17 protein-coding genes are annotated in these 16,692 nt (G+C 41.8%); 15 read left to right on the top strand and 2 right to left on the bottom strand.

All coding sequences use genetic code 11. The annotated features are described in order from the left end of the window. The first annotated feature begins 12 nt into the window (after positions 1-12). Positions 13-315 carry a hypothetical protein gene (locus OCC_RS06420; RefSeq protein WP_004066645.1) on the top strand — a complete coding sequence of 101 codons (303 nt, stop codon included), beginning with the start codon at positions 13-15 and terminating at the stop codon, positions 313-315. Positions 316-406: 91 nt separating this feature from the next. Here OCC_RS06420 and OCC_RS06415 read toward each other — a convergent pair whose 3' ends face one another. Then, entirely contained in the window at positions 407-2,074 is a 1,668-nt protein-coding gene (locus tag OCC_RS06415; RefSeq protein WP_048874626.1) for a M1 family aminopeptidase, read from the bottom strand. A 65-nt stretch (positions 2,075-2,139) separates the two neighbouring features. Between OCC_RS06415 and OCC_RS06410 the strand changes: the two genes are divergently transcribed. The 4 genes from OCC_RS06410 to OCC_RS06395 all read left to right on the top strand — a co-directional run bounded on the left by OCC_RS06410 (position 2,140) and on the right by OCC_RS06395 (position 4,977). After that, positions 2,140-2,655: a YkgJ family cysteine cluster protein gene (locus OCC_RS06410; protein WP_004066648.1), complete on the top strand. Its 516-nt coding sequence runs from the start codon at positions 2,140-2,142 to the stop codon at positions 2,653-2,655. Beyond that, positions 2,645-3,145, top strand: a complete 501-nt coding sequence (locus OCC_RS06405) for a PUA domain-containing protein (protein WP_004066650.1) — start codon at positions 2,645-2,647, stop codon at positions 3,143-3,145. Before OCC_RS06410 ends, OCC_RS06405 begins: the two co-directional genes overlap by 11 nt. Before the next feature lie 124 nt (positions 3,146-3,269). Next, positions 3,270-4,013, top strand: a complete 744-nt coding sequence (locus OCC_RS06400) for a KaiC domain-containing protein (protein ID WP_004066651.1) — start codon at positions 3,270-3,272, stop codon at positions 4,011-4,013. A gap of 13 nt (positions 4,014-4,026) precedes the next feature. Beyond that, positions 4,027-4,977 carry a transcriptional regulator gene (locus OCC_RS06395; RefSeq protein WP_004066654.1) on the top strand — a complete coding sequence of 317 codons (951 nt, stop codon included), beginning with the start codon at positions 4,027-4,029 and terminating at the stop codon, positions 4,975-4,977. Here OCC_RS06395 and speD read toward each other — a convergent pair whose 3' ends face one another. Then, positions 4,978-5,394, bottom strand: coding sequence for an adenosylmethionine decarboxylase (gene speD / locus OCC_RS06390; protein WP_004066656.1), 417 nt, complete (start codon positions 5,392-5,394; stop codon positions 4,978-4,980). 140 nt (positions 5,395-5,534) lie between these two features. On the opposite strand from speD, the gene OCC_RS06385 reads away from it, so the two are divergent. The 10 genes from OCC_RS06385 (at position 5,535) to OCC_RS06340 (ending at position 16,690) form a co-directional block, all read left to right on the top strand. Continuing rightward, complete coding sequence (locus tag OCC_RS06385) at positions 5,535-6,386, top strand: protein translocase subunit SecF (RefSeq protein ID WP_004066659.1); 852 nt, start codon at positions 5,535-5,537, stop codon at positions 6,384-6,386. After that, on the top strand, positions 6,383-7,903 hold the full coding sequence (locus OCC_RS06380) for a preprotein translocase subunit SecD (RefSeq protein WP_004066661.1): 1,521 nt from the start codon (positions 6,383-6,385) through the stop codon (positions 7,901-7,903). Before OCC_RS06385 ends, OCC_RS06380 begins: the two co-directional genes overlap by 4 nt. A gap of 6 nt (positions 7,904-7,909) precedes the next feature. Continuing rightward, positions 7,910-8,605, top strand: a complete 696-nt coding sequence (locus OCC_RS06375; RefSeq protein ID WP_004066662.1) for a potassium channel family protein — start codon at positions 7,910-7,912, stop codon at positions 8,603-8,605. 168 nt (positions 8,606-8,773) lie between these two features. Next, positions 8,774-9,085 (top strand): V-type ATP synthase subunit H, encoded by a 312-nt coding sequence (locus OCC_RS06370; protein ID WP_004066664.1) that lies wholly within the window; start codon positions 8,774-8,776, stop codon positions 9,083-9,085. A gap of 3 nt (positions 9,086-9,088) precedes the next feature. Then, positions 9,089-11,074 carry a V-type ATP synthase subunit I gene (locus OCC_RS06365; RefSeq protein ID WP_004066666.1) on the top strand — a complete coding sequence of 662 codons (1,986 nt, stop codon included), beginning with the start codon at positions 9,089-9,091 and terminating at the stop codon, positions 11,072-11,074. 14 nt (positions 11,075-11,088) lie between these two features. Next, on the top strand, positions 11,089-11,574 hold the full coding sequence (locus OCC_RS06360) for a V-type ATP synthase subunit K (protein ID WP_004066669.1): 486 nt from the start codon (positions 11,089-11,091) through the stop codon (positions 11,572-11,574). Between the two features lie 34 nt (positions 11,575-11,608). Further along, positions 11,609-12,220: a V-type ATP synthase subunit E gene (locus OCC_RS06355; protein ID WP_004066672.1), complete on the top strand. Its 612-nt coding sequence runs from the start codon at positions 11,609-11,611 to the stop codon at positions 12,218-12,220. 5 nt (positions 12,221-12,225) lie between these two features. Further along, the gene (locus OCC_RS06350) at positions 12,226-13,335 is read left to right on the top strand and encodes a V-type ATP synthase subunit C (RefSeq protein WP_004066674.1); all 1,110 of its coding nucleotides are present in this window, start codon (positions 12,226-12,228) and stop codon (positions 13,333-13,335) included. Further along, entirely contained in the window at positions 13,332-13,640 is a 309-nt protein-coding gene (locus tag OCC_RS06345) for a V-type ATP synthase subunit F (protein WP_004066677.1), read from the top strand. The genes OCC_RS06350 and OCC_RS06345 overlap by 4 nt, the downstream gene beginning before the upstream one ends. Next, on the top strand, positions 13,637-16,690 hold the full coding sequence (locus OCC_RS06340; protein ID WP_048874625.1) for a V-type ATP synthase subunit A: 3,054 nt from the start codon (positions 13,637-13,639) through the stop codon (positions 16,688-16,690). Before OCC_RS06345 ends, OCC_RS06340 begins: the two co-directional genes overlap by 4 nt. Positions 16,691-16,692: the final 2 nt, after the last annotated feature.

Genomic DNA, 16,692 nt, shown 5'->3' with positions numbered 1-16,692 from the left:
GAGGTGGGCAAAATGAAAACAGACAACTCCTTATTCCTTGTTTCCATTTTTGGAGTTCTTTTGGGGGGAGTGGCATTATTAAGTGGATATGCTAAGTATCCCCTCGTAATATTATACTTTATGCTCGTTTTGGTGTTATTGCCTGCGATTTTAAAGAAAAACCTGCCTATAAGCACGGCTGGAATTCTTTTGAGCATTCTCTTGGTATATTTTGCAGTTGAAAGCATCAAAGGCCTCAGCGCATCGACGTTACTTCTAGTGGCATTTGAACTTGGTCTAATTGGTATGTACATTGAAATAATCTGGAGAAGATAAATGCATACTACTTGGGAATCCCATGCATTTGAGAAGCCCGGATAGCAAAATTTTGTTTGTGCTCTTCCATTAATTTTGGCAGAAAAAGCTTTCAGTTCACAACTATTTTAACTCCATCTATTTCCCTTTCTTCTCTCTCGATTCTCTCAAATGTGAGCTTTTCCCAGTTAATCCTATAGGAGGAGCCGTTAACATTGGGTACCCAGTCATCTGGATCGAGAATCACCATTGTAGGTCTTCCCTTGGTCTCGATCTCTAAAACAGATGACCCATTCACGAAGATTCTCTTCGTTATGTTCTCCACTGACGTAACAATCCTCACTTCAAGGGGCATTACAAAGCCGTTCTCTTCGCTTATGTTGAGCTTTAAAATGTAGTTTGAATCCTTTTGAAGGAGTTTTAAGCTTGAAACCGTGAAGTTCGGGTAGTCCGCCCTATAAAACCACTCCCTAAAGAACCAGTCTAAATCTTGCTCGGTTAGGTTTTCATAGATTTCCTTAATCAGATTTAACGTTTTCTCAGTTTCCCTGCAGTCTTTAACGTGGCAAATCTCAAGGAGCTCTCTAAGCCCTTGGAAAAAGGTTTCGTTTCCAACAACAAACTGTAGAGAGCGGAAAATAAAGCCACCCCTTTGATATAGGTTGGTTTGGTGCTTTCTTGTGACAGCGTTAATATCAACTATCGGTGTTCTATCCCTCGAGCTGAGGCATATTCCTTCCCAGTAGTCTGCTTTTTCAAGCGTCGGTTTGTAGAGAGATGACGTGTATGTTGCGAGGGACTCATCCAAAAGTCCAAGCTCCGCATATATTCCAAACCAGTTGTGGGCAACTTCATGGGGAATAAGGTTTTCAAATTGAGTCCCTGCTGCCCCTCCATAGAGCCCGAATCCTTCAATTTCATTTCTATGTCCTTTGATTCTGATGTAAACGAACTCATCGTACGGATATGGGATCAGATAGGAGGAATACACTTTCAGAATTTTTGCAAGCTCGTCAACAACCCACTCTCCCTCATCTGTTAGTGCTATGACCCTTACACTTCTGCCATCTATTTTAATTGATCTCTCATGGGTGTTCCACTTTCCCAAAAGAATGTAAAATCTCCCGCCATCTGTGTGGAAAGTATCTCCCTCCGGAAGAAGCGGCTTGTATTTATCACTTGGAAGCTTTAAAAGACCTGCGATGGTGTAGTTAGAGGGATGGGAAGAAACTTTAATCGCTAAATTTCCCTTCACCTTCGAAAGCACCATATAAGCCTCGGGTGGGAGATAGAAAGAGTTCTTGGTTGATTTAATGTGCCAATCTATTATATCCCTCATGTTAACGTCAAAAAGAGGCTGATATTTTGAGGTATAGGAAATTTTAATCCGCTGGGTATTTTCAATAGGCTCTATATCCAGTAGCAAAAGACCGTATCTGCCGTCATAAAGGGCTGTTATATTAGCCTTTGCGCCGCGAATTTCAATTTCCTCGACCTCGAATTTTAAGATAGATGAGTTCTCAAAGAGAAGGGGTATTGTAGTCGGAGAGCTTAGGGAAAGCTCGATCTCTTGGACTCCTTCAATTGTAGCATTCCAGCCGTCAAAAGCTATCTCAAGGGTTATGGTTTCATTCCCGATGGTATTTTCATACTCCTCAAAAAGACGTTTAACATTCGGGACTTCTGAGAACTGGAATCCCTTGAGTTTTACCTGAGAAGGGCTTATACACATGACCATGAGAACTGCCAAGATTATCACTATGATAGAATGCGCTTTCATACATTTGTTTTCTATTCCGAGAGATTTAAAAGTTTCGGGAAGAGCTTTTTATGAGGGATTAAAAAGTGAGATTCAAGCCAAAACCATTGAAAAGCGATGTGAAGTTTGAGTGCAAATTCTGCTTAGACTGTTGTAGGGGGAGGTTCATTTACCTAACTTTGCATGACATAAAGAACATAATGAGAAGGGGGCATGATCCACAGGATTTTATCCTTTTAACTGCAGAAGAAGGGAAAATACGCTTTGTTTTGGCCTATAGGGAATGGGATCTTGGGTGTGTTTTCCACGATCCAGAGACTGGGAAATGTAAAATCCACGACTACAACCCCTTAATTTGTCAGATCTATCCGTTTATGGTGTCCTACAAGCCGCTTGGCATTGAAGGTGAGGAGCCCTTTGAATATAATGGAGAAAAGCTGTGGCTCTACTATGATGAGAGCTGTCCAGGGATTGGCGAAGGGAAAGAGGTTATAACAAGGGAGGAAGTAGCAGAACTCGGTGTGAGGTTTCATAAAGAATTTGAAAAAACTGATCTGGAGGGCTTAAACAGTCTTTTGAATGGTGAAAACAATGGAACTTAGATACAGAAGGGCTTCCTCTTGGGAGTTTGATTTAATAATGAAGGAAGCTGAAAAGTTTGGGGAGTTAAAGCACGAGTTCTTTGGAATAGTTGAGGGAAAGTTTAGGGATGTGTATGCGGTAAACGAGGAAGTTTGGAGAGAAATAGAAAACCTAAAGGTAAAGCCCTACGCATTTGGGACCTTTGTAGGTACAATAAAAGTTGACAAAAACCTTGTTGAGAAATTCTATCCAAACATTGAGTTCTTTTATTTTGTGGATATTAAGAAGAACTATGCGGTTCTAAAGCCAAAAACTGCATTTCTTTTTACAACCGGCAAAGACGTGCCGAAAAAAGGGGTCAAAGAGTATAACTGGCAGGGGAGCAAAAAGCTTGTTATCCTAAATGAAGAGGGTTTAATCCTCGGACTCGGCATTATAAACCCAAAGAGCGAAAAGAAGTTCATTAAAAACATTACGGACATTGGGGAATTCATAAGGCGGCACAAGTAGCGTTTTTGTAGTTTTTAACCGTAAACTTTAAATATCCTTGATATATAATACCAATTGGTAACTAAAATCACTATTCTCTCTAACTCGCTTAAATCAGATAAAGATCAGTTATGGGGGTGAGAGAGTGATCAAGAGGGTAAAAACTGGTATTCCGGGGATGGATGAGATACTTCATGGGGGAATTCCAGAGAGAAACGTAGTTTTGCTCAGCGGAGGCCCGGGAACAGGAAAGACAATATTCAGTCAGCAGTTCTTATGGAATGGTCTACAAATGGGTGAACCCGGAATCTATGTAGCTCTTGAAGAGCATCCAGTTCAAGTTAGGCAAAATATGGCTCAGTTTGGATGGGATGTCAAGCCATATGAAGAGCAAGGAATGTTTGCCATGGTGGATGCCTTCACAGCCGGAATCGGGAAGTCTAAAGAGTATGAGAAGTATATAGTCCATGATTTAACCGATATTAGGGAGTTCATAGATGTATTGAGGCAAGCTATAAAAGACATCAATGCCAAAAGGGTTGTTGTCGATTCTGTTACGACGCTCTATATAAACAAGCCCGCTATGGCTAGAAGCATAATCCTTCAGCTCAAGAGGGTCTTAGCTGGTACTGGATGTACAAGTATATTTGTGAGCCAGATCAGCGTTGGAGAAAGGGGATTTGGAGGGCCTGGAGTAGAGCACGGTGTTGACGGTATCATAAGACTTGATCTTGACGAGATCGATGGCGAGCTTAAACGCTCCCTCATAGTGTGGAAGATGCGTGGTACAAGTCATTCAATGAGAAGGCATCCATTTGAGATAACCGACAAGGGAATAACAGTCTATGCGAACAAAGTTCTGAAGAGAGGCGGAATTGTAGAAATTTGAGGAGGTGAGGGGAATGACAGTTGAGATTCCACTGAACCCTGTTGGGAGGCAGGAGATTCACCAATTAGAAAGCATTCTCCTCTTTGCGACTCTCTTTAGGCCGGAGGTTATTGAGCTAATCAAGGACCCGGCAGAAAGGTTAACATGGGTTGACAGTTTAGCGGTTGCAGCGGGAGCAATTGCGAGAGAAAAAGCAGGAATGACAACAAGCGAGATTGCGAGGGAACTTGGTAGAACTGAGCAGACAATAAGAAAACACCTCAAGGGAGAAAGCAAAGCGGGGCAACTTGTTAGAGAAACCTACGAGCTGATAAAGCAAGGAAAGCTCGATGAGCTAATCAAAACTATTGAAATGATTGAAAAGGGTGGCTTAAAGGAAGTTATTGCTAAGGAAGAATATGAAAAGCTTATGCAGGAGTATGAAAAGCTCAAGATTGAATACGAAAAGGTCAGAGAAGAACTTGAAAAGATGAAGCAAACTGTAGACCTTGAAAGCTTGGAAAAGGCAAGAGAGGAGATAGAGAGACTCAAGAAAGAACTCGAAACAACGAAAGCGGAACTCGAAAAAGTCAGGAAGGAAAAGAAAGAGCTTGAAAAAGAGCTCGCAGAGGCTAAAGTAAAAATTATGGAGCTACAAAGCAAGAAGAGTGAGGAGGCAAAAATTAAAGAGCTTGAAGAAAAGCTCAAGGCAAAAGAAGAGGAAATCAAAAGGCTGGAAGGATTGGTCGATGAGATAACACGTGAAAAGATGGAGCTTGAAAAGAAAGTTGAGGAGTTTGAGGGGCTTGCCGATGAGTGGAGAAAAGAAAAAGAAGAGCTTGAGAGAAAAGTCAATGAGCTTTTAAAAGAGAACAATGAGCTCAAACAGAGAATTGAGGAGCTCGAGACGTACAAGATCAGGTTTGAGAGCCTCAGAGATAAGATAGAGAAAATAAAGATAGAGCTCGAAAAACTCCTGGAGTGATTATTTTTCGTTTCTTCTGTCTAATTTTTCTTCCCATGTTAGGACCATGTGGGTGAATGTGCCCTCTTCCTCTTTGATACCTCTTTTGACTTCTGAGACGTGAGCGTACTGAGCTTTGAATTTCTCAAGGATGTAATCAACGGCCTTCTCTGGGTCTGCCTTCTCGCCACATGTGTAAACATCTAATGCCGCATATCCTTCCTCTGGCCATGTATGAACGGAAATATGGCTCTCGGCAACAATAACAACTCCACTAACTCCAGTCGGTGAGAACCTAAAAAAGTAGCTCGCCTTAACTTCCATGTTTCCTACTTTTGCTGCCTCTAAGAAAATCTCTCTTATCTTGTTTGGATCTTTTAGAACCTCTGGATCGCATCCTGAGGCTTCAACCACGTAGTGATATCCAATGGTGTCCATGAGCATCACCTACTTCAGTTATTCACCTTAGGTTTTAAAACTTGTTCTTTATAGGTGGCTATTGAATAGATTTTTAAATGCTACGGTGGAGTATCTAAAAAGACAATACAGTACATTAAAAATCCATAGAGGTGAACACAATGCTCGAAAATACCCTCAAAAAACTCGCAACTGCAGATCCTAAAAAAATGATAACTTACCCATTAATCGTTTTTCTCGTAGCACTTTTAATATTGGTGATACATTTTCCAACCCTTGGAACAGATCTTAAGGGAGGAGTGGTTATAACTATTCATGGAGGAAATGCAGACGCAAAAGATGTTGAAAGCCTATTAAAAGCGGAAAATTTTGAAGTAACAGTTAGAGAAATTAAGAGCATTACTGGGGACACAAGAGTGGAAGTAAGGGCATCCACCGATGTTAACGTACAAAGAATAATCGAACTCATAAAGTCAAAATATCCCGATGCAACAATTTCACAAACCCAATTTGGGCCCAGCTTATCAAGAACGGCTCAAGAACAAAGTTTGAAAGCAATTTCTCTAGCATTTCTAGGGATGGCTGTTGTTGTGTTTTTGTTCTTTAGGGTTCCAGTCCCCTCGTTGACTGTGATATTCTCGGCCCTTTCAGACATGGTAATAGCACTCGCCTTGATGAGCATCTTTGGTTTGGAGCTAACTCAAGCCACAATCGCTGCTCTATTAATGCTTATAGGTTATTCCGTTGACAGCAACATACTCCTCACCACCAAGCTTTTGAGAAGAAAGGAAGATACAGTTGAGGAGGCTTATTTTTCAGCTGTCTCTACGGGCTTTACTATGAGCACGACCACCTTGGGAGCTTTAGCTTCATTATGGGCAATTTCCCAAGCAGAAGTCATAGATATGATAGCCGCTGTACTGATTTTTGGATTGCTGGCTGATTTCATGAACACATGGATACTCAATGCTGGAGTGCTAAGATGGTACATACAAAGGGGTGAGAAAAAATGAATCTAAAGAAGCTCCTCTTGAACGGTAGGGTTCTCTTACTCATCCTCGTTATTGTGGGCTCGATCTTAACAATAATTGCTCAGGGGATTACCTATGGTTTGGACATAAGTGGAGGTGTTGAAATAACTGTACAGCTTGAAAAACCTGTTGACCAGTCAACTATGGAAGAGGTCAGGATTTCCCTTGAGAATAGATTGAACACTCTTGGAGTTAAAGATATCACGTTAGAGCCATGGGGAGATCAAATAATAAAAATAAGAGTTGCTAATGTCACGGAAGAGGAGGCAAACAGCATTATAGACACCATAAACCGTCAGGGTGTTTTCTACGCTGAATTCAATGGTGTCATATTTGCAACTGGCGCTGACATAAAGAGGGTTGATCAGGTAAGCTACGAGCCTAGAGAGGGAGCTTGGATTGTTCCGTTTTCAATATCTAAAGAAGCCGCGGAAAAGTTTGCACAGTTAGCACTGGGAAAAGTGAGCTATCCCGTAGACATCTTTCTCGACCCGCCGGTAAATTCAACTTTGATAGTTTCACAAGAGATATACACACTAATGAACTCAAATGAATTTCAGTTTGTGCCTGATGCCAAACCTTTACCACAAAGGCTTAAAGAGGCATTCAACATTGATGTAGTCCCTTACACAAATCAAAGCGTTGAGGAAATAGCCAAGCTTGCCCAAGGGAAAGAAAAGGTTATCCTCGTGGGCGTTAATGGAGAGCTAGAATCGACCTTGAAGAACTTGGGAATAAAAGTTGAAAAGAGAGAACCAAGGGCTGGAGAGGCTGCAGATGAATTTATTAGGAGAATATTAGGTCTTTATGGGCCATATAGACTTCAAGAAGGACTCACCACTGGAGAACCCCACACCGAATTGGCAATTTCAATTGGAGGATCCAAAGAGGACATTGCAGCAATGGGACAGGCTCAGGTCGTTTCAGTGGTGTTAAGGAGTGGATCACTTCCAGTAAAAGTTTTTGTAGAAGGAGTTAACTACATCCCTCCCACCTTGGGAGAGCAGTTTAGAAAACAAGTAGTACAAGCTGGAATAGTGGCTTTGCTGGTAGTTGGATTAATAGTCTATCTCCACTACAGAAAAGCAAGAATAGCTATTCCAGTAGTACTTACAAGTTTAAGTGAAGTTATTGCAATTTTGGGAGTTGCTGCACTGATAAGATGGAATCTCGATTTGCCAAGTATAGCTGGTATAATAGCGGCTATAGGTACTGGAGTTGATCAGCAAATAGTCATAACAGACGAGCTTTTGGGCGGAAGAAAGAAAGAAAAAATCACAAAGAGAAGTGGAATACTTAAGAGAATGGGAAGGGCGTTCTTCGTTATCTGGGCATCAGCAACCACCACAATAGTTGCAATGAGCTTTCTCTTCAAGTTCTTCGTGGGAGGTTTAAGGGGCTTTGCCTTCACCACAATACTTGGAGTGCTCATTGGAATATTGATAACAAGGCCAGCATATGCTGAAATAGCAAAAGTGCTCCTCAGTGAAGAGAGGTGAGAGTAGATGTTTATTGTGATAATGGGGGCCGGAAGGGTTGGATACCTTGTAGCTAAAATGCTGGAAAATGAGGGGCATGATGTTACAATAATTGACATAGACAAGGAGAGAGCCAAAGAGCTCTCCTTCCTTATTAATGGTCTTGTGATTGAGGGAGATGCTACGGACCATAAGACCTTAGAAGAGGCTAATGTGAAGCAGGCAGATGCTTTTGCAGCATTAACTGGGAGAGATGACGCAAACATATTAGCGTGCATTCTCGCAAAGCACCTAAATCCTGAGGTAAAGACAGTTCTCAGGATAAGTAAACCGAAAAATAAGGAAGTCTTTGAAAGAGTTGAAGACCTAAAAAAATACTTTGATGTGGTTATAAGCCCGGAAGAAATAGCAGCTAACTACATCTTCAGGAGTTTGACAACTCCAGGGTTTGATAGGGTTTTGTTCCCTAGAGAAGGAGCAGAAATCGTTAAGTTCCGTTTGGATGATGAGAGTGAAATTTCAGAAAAATCAGTAAAAGACCTCAACTTGCCAAGGGACTCCCTTATAGTGGCAATATATGATGAAAAGGGGAACTTAACAATCCCCTCAGGGGATACGAAACTTCCCAAAAAGGGCGAAGTGGTTGTTTTTGCCAAAAATTCAGTTCTAAACGAAATCAAAAAAATCTTTGAACAGAAGAAAAGCAGTGGAGAACAGACTTGAATTATATCCAAATTAATCCTTGAATCTCTTTTATTGTTTTATCATTTATGCAAAAATTTTCATCTTTTCTGTCCTCCTTTGTGCACTTTTGAGCATAAATTATTTAAAGCGTTTACTTAACACTCCTTTGTACTGGTTACTTTCATTAAATTCATCGGAGGGCTTCTCATGGAGACAATCATTAAAGAAATTGTGGATGCCGAGAAAAAAGCCGAAGAAAGAATTGAAAAGGCAAAAGAAGAGGCAAAGGTAATAATAAACCGTGCAAAAGAAGATGCTAAAAAAATTGAAGAGGAAATTCTAAAAGAAGCCCAAGAAAAGGCGAACTCCCTTATAGAAGCAAAAAGATCAGAAGGAGAGCAGGAAGCAAAAAAGATTTCTGAAGAGGGTGAAAAAGAACTTGAGGATATAAGGATTAAGGCCACACAAAACTTTGAACAAGCGATTGAAGAGGCAATAAAGCTCATTAGAGGTAGATGAGAGATGTTCAAACCGGAAGAGATGGCCAAAATAGAGGTGTTGAGCCTAAACAGATATAAGGATTCTATCTTGACTTATCTCCACGAGCAGGGAGTTCTAGAGATTCGAGAAATTGATGTTGATCTTGCCCAGAAAGACGCCCCGAATGAGTTCTATAGAAAGGCTGCATCTTACAGCATTAGCCTTTCTCGTCTTATAGATTTCTTGAAATCCTACAAAGAACAGGAAACAGGTGGGGTTAAGGGATTCATTTTTCCGGAATTAAAACCAAAGAAAAAATACAAGTACAGGGGAATTGAGGCGTTAATAAAAGAAATCGAAAGCTTTCTTGAAAATGCTGAGCCAGAAATAAAAAGCGTTGAGGGCAAGATAACTTCTTTGAATACTGAAATAGAAAGATTAAAAACTGAAATAGAAATCTTGGAGCTACTTTCAGCATTGGACATTGAAGTGGAATACCTCAAACCTACAAAAAGTGTGGAAATAGTTGTGGGTTTTGTTGAAAAAGACAAGTTTTTGCCCCTGATTGAAGAACTAAAAAAAGCCCTCAACGATAGATTAGCATACGTTTCGAGGGATTTGAAGGGAAAGGTTCTTGTTGCCATTGCCCTGTTGAAAAAGGACTACGACAAGGCTAATCCCATTCTTGCGAAATATTCCTTTGAAAGAATTGAAGTCCCTGACGTGAAAGGAAAGCCAAGAGATGCTATAAAAACTCTTCAAAAAGAAATAGCAAGGCTCAACAAGGAACTAGAAGTAGCAGAAAAAGAGGCAAGAGTTCTCGCCGAAAAATATCATGATGAGCTGGTCTTCTATCAAGAACTCATGGAGAATGAAAGGGAAAAAGCGAACATGCTGAGCAATTTGGTGAGAACGAACATGACTTTTGCCCTTACTGGGTGGTTACCGAGAAAAGAGGTTCCCAAAATCCTAGAGGGGCTTAACAAGATATCCCGCGGCAAAATCTATGTAAATGTAAGATCACCAACACCGGAGGAACTCGATGAAATACCTGTAAAGCTAAAGAATCCCAAATTCATTGAACCTTTTGAAATGCTGACTGAAATGTTTGGTGTTCCAAAATACAACGAACTGGATCCCACTCCCATATTGGCGTTCACGTATTCGTTTTTCTTTGGTTTCATGTTGACGGACTTTATGTATGGGCTGATAATAGCAGTAGTTGCTGCATTGCTTACAATGGGACACAAAAAGCTCAACGACGGTGTTTATAAGTTCTCAAACATTCTCTTGTGGAGTTCATTTTTCACAATTGTAATGGGAATCCTCTTTGGCAGCTACTTTGGAGATGCTTTTCAGAGGGCAGGGATCAATGTGCCGGCACTTTTAGACCCAATGAGAGGAGCTTTAGTTGTCTTGGGACTAGCATTGGCAATTGGACTGCTTCATCTCTTTATTGGCTATACACTGGGGTTCATAGTTAAGATAAAGAACAAAGAAACGGCCAATGCAGTATTAGAACAACTTCCATGGATGCTCATAATTTTGGGAGTAATCTTTCTTGCACTTTCAATTGCAGGATTCACGAGTATTGTACTGGGAGAGGCCTTTTTACTGCCAGGCATTGTCCTCTTTGTAATCGCTGAGATCAGAAGTGACTTGCCGGTACTAATGAGGCTATTGATGACAATCTCAGACTTCTTCGGCTTCATCGGCAACTGGCTTAGCTACGCTAGGTTAATGGCATTAGCATTGGCAACGGCAGGAATAGCGATGGTAGTAAACATAATCGTGGCAATGATCTGGGGTATTAAAATAGGCCCAGTGCCTCTGGGCATAGCAGTTGGTTTGGTAGTATTTATCGGAGGACATATCTTTTCAACGGCAATAAACGCTCTCGGAGCATTTGTTCACGCTTTACGTTTGCATTATGTTGAATTTTTTGGAACGTTTTACTCAGGTGAAGGTAAGAGGTTTGAGCCCTTTAAAGCTAAAAGAGAAGTATCCGAGCTTGAATTAGAGATTTAGGAGGTGTAAGGAAAATGGAGCCAATAGTTTACGTTGCATTGGGTGCCGCACTTGCGGCAGGTATAGCTGGAGCAGCCTCTTCATTTGGTGTTGGAATTGCTGGAGCTGCGGCAGCAGGAGCAGTTGCAGAGGATGAAAAGAACTTTAGAAATGCACTGTTATTACAAGGTCTCCCAATGACTCAGAGTATTTATGGGTTGATAACCCTGTTCCTAATTGCTCTCGTGTCAGGTATACTTGGAGGAGGATTTAAGTTCGCCGAAACTACCACAGAAAACCTCATTAAAGCAGCCATTCTTTTGGGAGCAGGTTTAACCGTTGGACTAACCGGTCTCTCAGCAATTCCCCAGGGTATAATAGCTTCAGCTGGAATTGGAGCAGTTTCAAAGAACCCCAAGACATTTACCCAAGCGATTATATTTGCCGCTATGGCCGAGACAATGGCAATCTTTGGTCTCGTTGGGGCTTTGATCCTCATAATTACGGGAGTTGGCTTCTGAGCCTTCTCCCTATTATTACCAGGAGGAATCCTCAATGGAAGGAGCAAAGCTAATTATCGAAGAGATCAACAGGGAGGCAGAGTTGAAAATAAAGTACATTCTAGAAGAGGCAAAAAAAAAAGCAGAAGAACTTAGAAAGGAGGCTGAAAAAAGAGCAAAAGCAAAAGCTGAGTGGATAATTAGAAAAGCTCAAACACAGGCAGAGCTTGAAAAGCAGAGAATAATCGCCAGTGCCAAGCTTGAAGTTAGAAGGAAGAAGCTTGCACTTCAAGAGGAGTTGATTAATGAGGTTTTGGAGGCATTAAAGGAGAGGCTAACCTCAATATCCGAAGAAGAATACCTTGAAGTCCTCAAAGAGTTAATTATTCAGGGAATCGAAGAACTGGGAGAAGAGAAGGTGATAGTAGCTTCAAATAAAGAGACCCTCGCTCTATTGGAAAAACACTTGGACGACATTAAGAAGGAGGCAAAAGAGAGGCTCGGAAAGGACATTGAAATAGGCATAGGAACACCGATAGAGACCATAGGGGGAGTAGTAATATACAACTCCGACGGAAGCATAAGAATAGATAACACGTTTGAAGCAAGGATGGAGAGATTCCAAAGTGATCTCCGCTCTAGAATAGCAAAAACCCTGTTTGGGTGAGGAAAGTGGAAGTAAGCACCATAACAGCAATTCTTGACACCAGTCTGGCGGTCATATTTACATGGGTAGCCTACAAAACAGGACAAATTTTGTGGAAGTACACTCCATATTCATACCCAAACGCCAGAATCAGAGCAATGGAGGCGAGGCTTTTCACAGAGCAGAAGTTCAACGAGTTAGCGGAATCAAAAACTCTAAACAACTTTATCATGAACCTTGAGGACAGCGATTACAAACCATACTTAACCTCTCTTCCGGTTTTGAACTCCGAAAGCATAGACAGGGCTCTTGACAGGGCTCTTGCTGATACATATGAGCTCTTCTATAGGATTCTCCCTAAGAGAAGCAGAGAGTTCTTTAAGCTTCTGCTTGAAGAATGGGACGTTAGGAACATAACTTCTTCTGTTAAAGCAAAGCTAAGGGGAGAAGTAGCTAGGGATTACATAAGCGAAATTGGCACAATGGTTGAAAAAGTGAAGGCCATTGCCGACGCAAAGAGCCTCGAAGAAATACTCGTTATACTGGAAGGCACAGAGTATGAGGAACCCTATCAAAAGCTTCTATTGAAGGAGATAACACCAGAGGAGTTTGAAACAGAACTTTACAAAAACCACTATCTGAAGCTCTCCAAATATGCAGCCACAAGAAAAGATGAGGAAAAGAAAATTTTGCAGGAGTTTGTGAAGCTAAAAATCGACAAGATAAACCTAAGCACGATACTTAGGGGAAAAGCTCATGGGCTAGGGGCAGATAAGCTTAGAGATTCTCTGATACCCGGTGGTAAGGTCAAGAGAAAGACTCTCGAAGCTCTTGCAAACATGGAAGATGTCGAGATGGTTCTGGCAGAGTTAGACTCCACAGAGTACTCGGGGATAATAAGGGAGCACAGAGAAGAGATACTGGAGGATATTTCGGCATTTGAAAAGGCATTTGATAGGTACATACTTCAAAGAATGGCGGAGCTGACGAGGTTCTATCCTCTAAGCATTGCAGTGCCATTGAACTACATCCTCCAAAAAGAAAGCGAAATACGGAAGCTCAAAGCCGTAACAAAGCTAATAGAGGACGGGGCAAAGCCAGAAATCATAAAGAGAGTAGTAGGTGAGCTGCCATGAAAATAGTGGTTCTTGGAGATAAGGATACCACACTTGGCTTTAGGCTTGCAGGAGTTCACGAGGCGTATTCGTTTGAAGAAACTATTCAGGAGTTAGAAAGAGCAAAAAACAAGTTAAAAGAGCTCGTAGAAAGGGAAGATATTGGTGTAATTCTGATAACTGAACGGCTAGCTCAAAAAATCGAAATTCCTGATGTGACGTTCCCGATAATCCTTCAAATTCCTGATAAGTATGGGTCACTCTATGGTGAGGAACAATTGAGGGAAATCGTTAGAAAAGCCATAGGTGTAGAGATAAAGAGGTGAAAAGCATGGGAAGGATAATTAGAGTTACCGGACCACTGGTCGTAGCTGATGAAATGAGAGGCTCGAGAATGTATGAGGTCGTTAGAGTTGGAGAACTTGGGCTTATTGGAGAGATAATTAGACTGGAAGGAGACAAGGCTGTTATTCAGGTTTATGAGGAAACTGCAGGTGTTAAGCCCGGCGAACCCGTTGTCGGAACTGGAGCCTCTTTGAGCGTTGAGCTTGGCCCCGGGCTGCTAACTTCAATCTATGATGGAATACAGAGACCTCTCGAAATCTTGAGAGAGAAAAGCGGAGACTTTATTGGAAGAGGAATTACAGCTCCAGCATTGCCGAGGGACAAAAAGTGGCACTTCACATCAAAGGTAAAGGTAGGCGATAAAGTCGTCAGCGGAGACATAATTGGTGTTGTCCCCGAAACGAGCATTATAGAGCACAAAATAATGGTTCCACCCGGGATTGAAGGCGAGATATTAGAGATTGCTGAAGAGGGAGATTACACGATAGAAGAAGTCATTGCAAAGGTTAAAACCCCAGACGGGGAGATAAAGGAGCTTAAGATGTACCAAAGATGGCCCGTTAGAGTTAAAAGACCATACAAAGAGAAGCTCCCTCCAGAGGTTCCGCTAATTACTGGTCAGAGAACCATTGATACTTTCTTCCCTCAGGCAAAAGGAGGAACCGCTGCAATTCCGGGACCATTTGGTAGCGGTAAATGTGTGGATGGGAATACTTTAGTGCTTACTGAGGAGTTTGGCTTAGTCAAAATAAAGGAACTCTATGAAAAGCTCGACGGAAAAGGAAGAAAAACTGTTGAAGGAAATGAAGAATGGACTGAACTCGAAACGCCAGTAACTGTCTATGGCTACAGAAACGGCAGGATAGTGGGGATTAAAGCTACCCACATCTACAAGGGAATCTCCTCTGGAATGATTGAGATCAGAACGAGAACAGGAAGGAAGATAAAGGTTACTCCAATTCACAAGCTGTTTACGGGCAGAGTAACGAAAGATGGCCTTGCCCTTGAGGAAGTAATGGCCATGCATATAAAGCCTGGAGACAGAATAGCTGTCGTGAAGAAAATAGACGGCGGTGAGTACGTTAAACTCACAACATCTCCAGACTTCAGAAAGAGCAGAAAGATTAAAGTTCCGGAGGTTCTTGATGAGGATCTAGCAGAGTTCCTTGGATATCTGATTGCAGATGGCACCTTAAAGCCAAGAACTGTTGCAATTTACAACAATGACGAGTCTCTGCTTAAGAGAGCAAACTTCCTTTCCACAAAGCTCTTTGGAATTAATGGTAAGATAGTTCAGGAAAGGACGGTCAAAGCATTGCTAATCCACAGCAAGCCTTTAGTTGACTTTTTCAGAAAGCTGGGAATCCCAGAAAGTAAGAAGGCTAGAAACTGGAAAGTTCCTAGAGAACTTCTACTTTCACCGCCTAGCGTAGTTAAAGCGTTCATAAACGCATACATTGTCTGTGACGGTTACTATCACGAAAGAAAAGGCGAAATTGAAATAACAACAGCATCCGAAGAAGGAGCTTACGGACTGAGCTATCTGCTCGCAAAGCTTGGAATCTATGCAACGTTCAGGAAAAAGCAGATAAAAGGTAAGGAGTACTACAGAATTGCCATAAGCGGAAAGACTAACCTCGAAAAGTTGGGAATTAAAAGGGAAACAAGAGGGTACACGAACATTGACATAGTTCCAGTTGAGGTTGAAAGTATATACAATGCATTAGGGAGACCGTATAGTGAACTAAAGGGAGAGGGAATTGAGATTCACAACTACTTAAACGGGGAAAACATGACGTACGAGACTTTCAGGAAGTTTGCCAAGCTTGTAGGTCTTGAAGAGGTAGCCGAGAATCACCTCAAGCACATTCTTTTTGATGAAGTAGTTGAAGTTAAATACATTCCCGAGCCTCAAGAAGTGTATGACATAACAACTGAAACCCACAATTTCGTTGGAGGTAATATGCCAACATTGCTTCACAATACAGTAACACAGCACCAATTAGCCAAGTGGAGTGATGCTGAAGTTGTAGTATACATTGGTTGTGGCGAGAGAGGAAACGAGATGACGGATGTTCTTGAAGAGTTCCCCAAGCTGAAAGACCCGAGAACAGGCAAACCATTGATGGAGAGAACCGTTCTCATAGCAAACACCTCAAACATGCCCGTTGCTGCTAGAGAAGCCTCTATTTATACGGGAATTACAATAGCAGAGTATTTCAGAGATATGGGTTATAACGTAGCTTTAATGGCAGATTCAACTTCAAGATGGGCCGAAGCTTTGAGAGAAATCTCAGGAAGACTTGAGGAAATGCCCGGTGAAGAAGGTTATCCAGCTTACCTAGCTTCAAAGATAGCCGAATTCTATGAAAGAGCCGGAAGGGTTAGAACGTTAGGAAGTGACGGTAGAATTGGAAGTGTAAGCGTTATTGGAGCTGTTTCTCCGCCAGGTGGTGATTTGAGCGATCCTGTCGTACAGAACACTCTAAGAGTCGTTAAGGTCTTCTGGGCTTTGGACGCTGATCTGGCGAGGAGGAGGCATTTCCCGGCAATTAACTGGCTTACGAGCTATTCTCTCTATGTGGACTCTATAAAAGACTGGTGGCACAAAAACGTTGACCCAGAATGGAAGGCGATGAGAGATGAAGCAATGGCACTCCTGCAGAAGGAATCTGAGCTTGAGGAGATAGTTAGAATAGTGGGCCCAGATGCATTACCAGAGAGAGAAAGAGCTATCCTTCTCGTAGCAAGGATGATCAGAGAGGATTACCTCCAGCAAGACGCCTTCCACGAGGTTGACACGTACTGTCCTCCAAAGAAGCAGATAACAATGATGAAAGTTATACTCAACTTCTACCACTATACAATGAGGGCAATAGATATGGGAGTTCCGGTAGAGGAAATTGCAAAGCTTCCTGTTAGAGAGGAGATAGGAAGAATGAAGTACAATCCAAACGTTGAGGAAATAGCTTCACTAATGAAGAAAACAGAAGAGCAGTTTGAGGAGCTCTTTAAGAAATACGGGGAGTGATA

It is taken from the genome of Thermococcus litoralis DSM 5473, assembly GCF_000246985.2.
Classification (GTDB): domain Archaea; phylum Methanobacteriota_B; class Thermococci; order Thermococcales; family Thermococcaceae; genus Thermococcus_A; species Thermococcus_A litoralis.
Note: the sequence above shows the minus strand (reverse complement) of the source record. Positions and strands in the feature narration are given on the sequence as shown.